Origin of the sequence: Streptomyces sp. WAC04114, from assembly GCF_019733245.1 — a bacterium.
In the GTDB taxonomy this organism is placed as follows: domain Bacteria; phylum Actinomycetota; class Actinomycetes; order Streptomycetales; family Streptomycetaceae; genus Streptomyces; species Streptomyces massasporeus_A.
Window position 1 is genome coordinate 1 of sequence record NZ_JAIGQA010000300.1, and the last position, 5,124, is coordinate 5,124.

At 70.8% G+C, this 5,124-nt stretch carries 6 protein-coding genes; 1 reads left to right on the plus strand and 5 read right to left on the minus strand.

The features are described from left to right. Nucleotides 1-114: 114 nt before the first annotated feature. From K4G64_RS38200 to K4G64_RS38215, 5 genes are all read right to left on the minus strand, one after another. Complete coding sequence (locus K4G64_RS38200) at nt 115-582, minus strand: hypothetical protein (protein WP_221760453.1); 468 nt, start codon at nt 580-582, stop codon at nt 115-117. Next, nucleotides 579-707 (minus strand): hypothetical protein, encoded by a 129-nt coding sequence (locus K4G64_RS40885; RefSeq protein ID WP_260461547.1) that lies wholly within the window; start codon nt 705-707, stop codon nt 579-581. The genes K4G64_RS38200 and K4G64_RS40885 overlap by 4 nt, the downstream gene beginning before the upstream one ends. Next, nucleotides 704-1,432, minus strand: a complete 729-nt coding sequence (locus tag K4G64_RS38205) for an Imm52 family immunity protein (RefSeq protein ID WP_221760454.1) — start codon at nt 1,430-1,432, stop codon at nt 704-706. The genes K4G64_RS40885 and K4G64_RS38205 overlap by 4 nt, the downstream gene beginning before the upstream one ends. An 18-nt stretch (nt 1,433-1,450) precedes the next feature. Then, nucleotides 1,451-3,901, minus strand: a complete 2,451-nt coding sequence (locus tag K4G64_RS38210; RefSeq protein WP_221760455.1) for a Tox-REase-5 domain-containing protein — start codon at nt 3,899-3,901, stop codon at nt 1,451-1,453. A 436-nt stretch (nt 3,902-4,337) separates the two neighbouring features. Continuing rightward, nucleotides 4,338-4,661: a hypothetical protein gene (locus K4G64_RS38215; protein WP_308122601.1), complete on the minus strand. Its 324-nt coding sequence runs from the start codon at nt 4,659-4,661 to the stop codon at nt 4,338-4,340. A 136-nt stretch (nt 4,662-4,797) separates the two neighbouring features. Between K4G64_RS38215 and K4G64_RS38220 the strand changes: the two genes are divergently transcribed. Further along, nucleotides 4,798-5,124, plus strand: a 327-nt coding sequence (locus K4G64_RS38220; RefSeq protein WP_221760456.1) for a DUF192 domain-containing protein, incomplete at its 3' end; no start/stop codon positions are given.

Genomic DNA, 5,124 nt, shown 5'->3' on the forward strand with positions numbered 1-5,124 from the left:
GTGCGGGAAGGGGCTCGGGTGGAGGTCGTCGTGACGCGCAGTCAGGCGGACGGCACCGGCGCCAGTTGAACCCGCGGTCAGCCGGCAGCAGCCCATACGCCTGCCCGGGGCCGCTCACTCCGACCCGGGGAATCCCTCCCAGGAACCGGTCACCCCCGCGTACAGCACGACCGGCTCCTCCTTGTCCTCATGGCCGACGCTCGCGGCGAGCAGACGGTCGCCGACGCGCCAGTACAGGAGGTCGCCGAAGTATCCGCTCTCGCACAGGTGCCGGAAGAAGGGCGGTAGGTCGTTGTCGTCCGGATCCATGAAGGCGTGGACGTAACCCTCCATGGACATGCTGGCGTGCGGGCCCCATCGGGCGTCCATGGCAGCCGCCAGCTCGATCAGCTCCCCCTCGAACTCCTCGCTGGTCCGCATGAGCTCGTCCCAGTCGTCGTTCGGCGGAGCGAAGTCACGGCTCTCGCGCAAGATGACGAGGTGGTACGCGTCGCTCCCCGTCAGGGGGCGGGCAAGGAGTTCGCCGATCCGGGCGAGGTGTTGCTGCACGCTCATCGAGGGGTTCACTGCTTCGTCGTTCATCGCCGGCCCTCCAGCCCGGCGATGGGGGAGCCGCTGTCCGGGCCGACGGCAGGTGTCGTCAGCGGCGCCTCGTTGCCCGACAGGGTCCGGGGGGTCTCGAACCGCTCGCCGGCCCTCACCGTCATAGCTTCGCGCCCGTTGCGGGTACGGGCATGGGTTCCAAGGCGCCGCTCTCAGCGAGGGCTCGGTGCGCGGCAAGGACCGTTTCGGTGGCCGGGGTCTCGCCGGGGCTCGCCGCGAGGTCCAGGACGAGGCCGCCGTGCTCGGTGGGCAGCCGTCGGGCCGTGAAGTCGCCGGGGACGCGCGCGGCGCGATTCTCGGAGAGGTAGACCGACCAGCCGCAGCGGGGGGCGGGGGCCGGCAGGCCGTAGGTCGCCTTGACGGTCTTGAACAGTTCACGATCGTAGGCAAGACCGGTGTCGGGGTCCCAGGCCCCCGCGAGCGCGGCGAGGGTCTCGGCGAGACGCTCCGCGAGCGGCGGGGCCGACGCCCCGGGCCCGGGGAAGAGCTTCACGATCACGAAGAACGGGCTGTGCTCGTCCGTGCCGCCCGCCGAGATCCACACCTGGACGTGGCCACCGTCCTGCCGGTGTCCGACCACGTGGGCCGTCCAGCCGATGACGTCGACGTCGTCATGCGTGTTCGCGGCCTGGAGCGCTGCCGCGAACTCACCCGCACTCCGGGGCACCAGTGGGCCGGGGCTGTCACCGTCGACGTCCCAGCGCCACTCCGTCAGCTCGCCACCGGACAGCTCCGTCAGCCGGGCGAGGAGCACCAGCCAGCGTTCCGCCTGCTCCTGCGGCGTCTCGGATCTGGCCCACCAGTGCACAGCCACCGTCACCGCACTCATGATCCGCACTCCCGTCTTTCACTTCTCCCACGGCGTGTATTTGACGACCACTCCGATACCGGCGTCGTCGAAGGCCTCCTCCGCCGCCTCGGCCACCGCCTTGTTGGAGAAGTTCCACTCGACCGGCTTCCCGTTCGCCGCACTCAGCTGCCGCCGCGCCTGCTCGATGAACTTGTCCGCTTGAGCGGGTTCGAGTGTGCCGTCCGCCCGCACCTTGTTGCTGTAGCCGAACTTCGCCTCGACGTAAGTCTGCCGCGACGAGTCCCACCCGTCGAAGTCGACGTCCCTGCCGGTCTTCGGGTCCTTGACAGCGTATTCCTTGCCGCGCTTCACCTTGGAGACCTGCTCCTGGTAGCGCATCCACACCTCTGACTTCGGCCAGTACGCCACCGCCTTCTTGGCCTTCCAGTGGCCGTCGCCACCATCCTTGGAGCCCTTCCGCGGGTTCTTCAGGTCGTTGTACCAGGACGGCTTCTTCCACTTGGCGACCTTCTTGCGGCTTTCCTCCTTCTTCGCCTCCTTCTCGGCCTTCTCAGCCTCCTCGGCCTGCTTGCGGGCTTCCTCGGCCTGCTTCTTCGCCTCTTCGTCGCAGCCGCCCTCAGCCAGCACGACGTACGGGGAACGGGAGCCTCCGGCGGCGAGGACGGTGGTGCCGCTGCCTGCCGACCCGGTGAAGCCCGGGGCGTCACCGCCGTAGGGGACACGGCGGCCGGGAGCGGAGGTGAGGGTGCAGCCGGACTGCCTCGCCCTCTCCTCGGCCGCGTCGGCCGCCTCATCGGCCTCCTTCGCCGCCTTCTCGGCGGCGTCGACGTCGCCGGCTCTGGCCGCCTTCTTGGCGTCCGCCGCCGCTTCCGCGGCGTTCTCGGTGAGCTTGCCGAGCTTGCCCAGCTTGCCGAGTTTCTGAACGACCTTGGCTTCGCCGTAGCCGGGGATGAAGAGCGAGCCGACGTTCCAGACGACGTTCGTGGCCGCACGGGTCTTCTCGCCGTTGTTCCACTGGTCGCGGACCTCGTCGCCCACGAACATGTCGTCCAGGACCGTGACGCCCGTGTTCCACGACGCGCCGCCCCAGTCGGTGAGCGCGTCGAAGTAGTCGCCGTTCCCCCACTTTTCTGACGCGTCCTTGGCGTCCTCGGACCACTGATCGCCCAGCGAGCTGCCGTAGTCCTTCAGGCCTTCCCACGCCTTGCCCGGATCGGTGACCGTGTCCCAGATGCCCGTGACGTCACCCCAGATGCCGTCGACGAAGAGGCCCTGCCCCACCTGCTTGAACTGGTCCCCCACACAGCCGAAAAAGGCCCCGAAGCCGGAGGTGCAGCCCTCGTCGCCGCCTTCGTCACCGCCGTCCTCGGCGGCCTGCTCGTCCTCCTCCCAACCCGGCTCGTCCTCTGCCGCGTCGTCCTTCTCCTCGTCGGTCTCCTCGGTGTAGGAAGCGCCGGTGTCTTCGCCGGAAACACCGCTGGTGACACCTCCGGATCCGCCATCGCCGCCCTGCGAGGCAGAGCCGTCCCCTCCGCTGCTCCCGCCGGTCCGGCCACCCGAGCCGGATCCGCCGGAGTCCTGACCTCCGGAGTCGGCTCCGCCGGGCCCGGTTCCGCCGGTGCCGCCGCTCCCGGTGCCGCCGTCACCGGCTCCACCGTCCTCGTCACCCTGGCCGCCGTCGCCCTGATCACCGTCGCCCGGACCACCCTGGCCATGGCCCTCCTGGCCCCGGCCCTCCTGGTGCTGGCCGGCCGGCCCGGAGCCGTCTGGCCCCCCACCGTCGGTCCCGTCCGCACCGTCCGCGCCGTCCCCGGCCTGAACCTCCTCGCCGCCGCTTCCCGCCGCCGGGCACGCCGTACCGGTGACCTTGCACACCGCCGACTGAAGGCCGGTGAAGATCTGCGTCCCCAGCCCGCTGACCACCAGCGCTGCGATGATCGCCGCGACCACGGCCACCAGCCCCGCGTACTCCACCGCCGTCTGGCCCTCGTCCCGGCGCCAGCGGATCATCCGCGCCATCGAGAACGGGCGACGCTCCGCTCGCTCCGCATCCGGCAGCCGGAACCACTCCCGGCTCTCCCGACGGACCAGGAACACGACGATCAGGATGGGCAGGAAGAGCTGCGTGAAGCCCCGCCCCGAACCATCTACGGCGTTGCCCAGAGCAGCGACGATCAGCCACGCTTGCAGGGCGAGCAGGCCACGCCACACCCACACGCCGCCTGACCAGGACCTGCGCGCGAGCACCCACCCGATCGTGCCCGGCGCCGCCGCGAACGCCATCTGCGCCAGCAGCCGACCGTCCACGGCGTCCAGCGACGCCGCAGTCAGCAGCAGACCGATACCGCCCAGCACCGTGAACGCGAACAGCGTGTGGACGAGCACCAACGCGACCGACAGCGCGCCAGGCAGCTCCCGGCGCCGCCCACTCCCCGTCGACGACCACCCATCGCCCCCGAACACCGGAACGCCCCCGAACGCAGACATGCCACTCCTCAACTCGTTGAGCAGGAGGACGGGTCAGGGGATGGAGGGCCGAACGGGCCCCCGGACGGGCGCGCGCCCCCAGGAGACGGTGCGAAGGCGGTTACGGCTGCGGAGCCCTGTGCGTCGAGTCGTGACGGTGTCCGCCCCGGGGGCCCGCTCACGTACGTCGTACAGCCCCAGCTCCGTGGTTCCGTGGGCCGGTGAACGAGCAGCCGCTGCCGCGTCCGGCTGCTCCGGATGACCTCGATCCCCATCGTCGATCCAGGTCCAGAGCGTAACGTTCGGTCACATCAAGCCACCTGGGCCCACGGACCCAACCCCAGGCCCAATTCCTCGGAGGCGTGGGCCCGTTGCGACTGACACGGGCACCACGATCCAAGGCTCGGCAGCGACGTGCCTCCGCGCCTGCTCGCCCTCTGCGGCGGCGTAGAACGAGTCAGCCGTACAGGTACGACCTCGCGCCTTCCCTCGGCAGCACCGCCCACATCCGGGTGCCGCCGCCCGGTTCGCGGGTCTCGCCGAATCCCCAGTCACCGCAGCATGACTTCACCACGCAGGACAGGACCCGCAGGGCGGCTCGGCGACGGGACTCGCAGAGCGCGGCAAGGCGAGGGTTGAGGTGGCGGGGATGGCCGTCGTAGAGGATCACGCGCAGGTCGCCGTCCCGGTAGCGGAGCGACACGTAGACCTCGGCGGCGGGGGTGAAACTGCAGGCGCAGGCCGCCAGTTCACTCACCACCTGGACCGCCGCGTCCGTCACGTCGTCGAGGGCGTGGACCGTTCTGGTTGCGGCGCGTGCGATGAACGGGCTCTGCGGGGCCGCGGGGAGGGTGAAGCTGTGGGCGAGGGTTTCGGAGGCGAGCCGCTGGCATGCGGCACGGTCGCAGGGGGCCCGGATGGGGCGGCGTTGGCAGGACGGGCGTGGGGAGCTGGTCGTGCACGGGGATGATGGGGAGGCGTCCGTCCGGGTGCCGCTGGAGATCGCCACCTCCTACCGGGCCCGGACCAAGAGGCTGTTGGGGCGGGACTCCCTCGACGGGGCGATCCTGCTCTCCCCCGCCAACAGCGTGCACACCCTTCGGATGCGCATGGCGACCGACGTCGCCTATCTCGATCGGCACCTTCGCGTCGTCGCCGTCCGCACCATGCGGCCCGGGCGACTGGGGATGCCACGGCTGCGGGCCCGGCCTGCGCTGGAGACGGAGGCCGGGGCCATGGGTGGG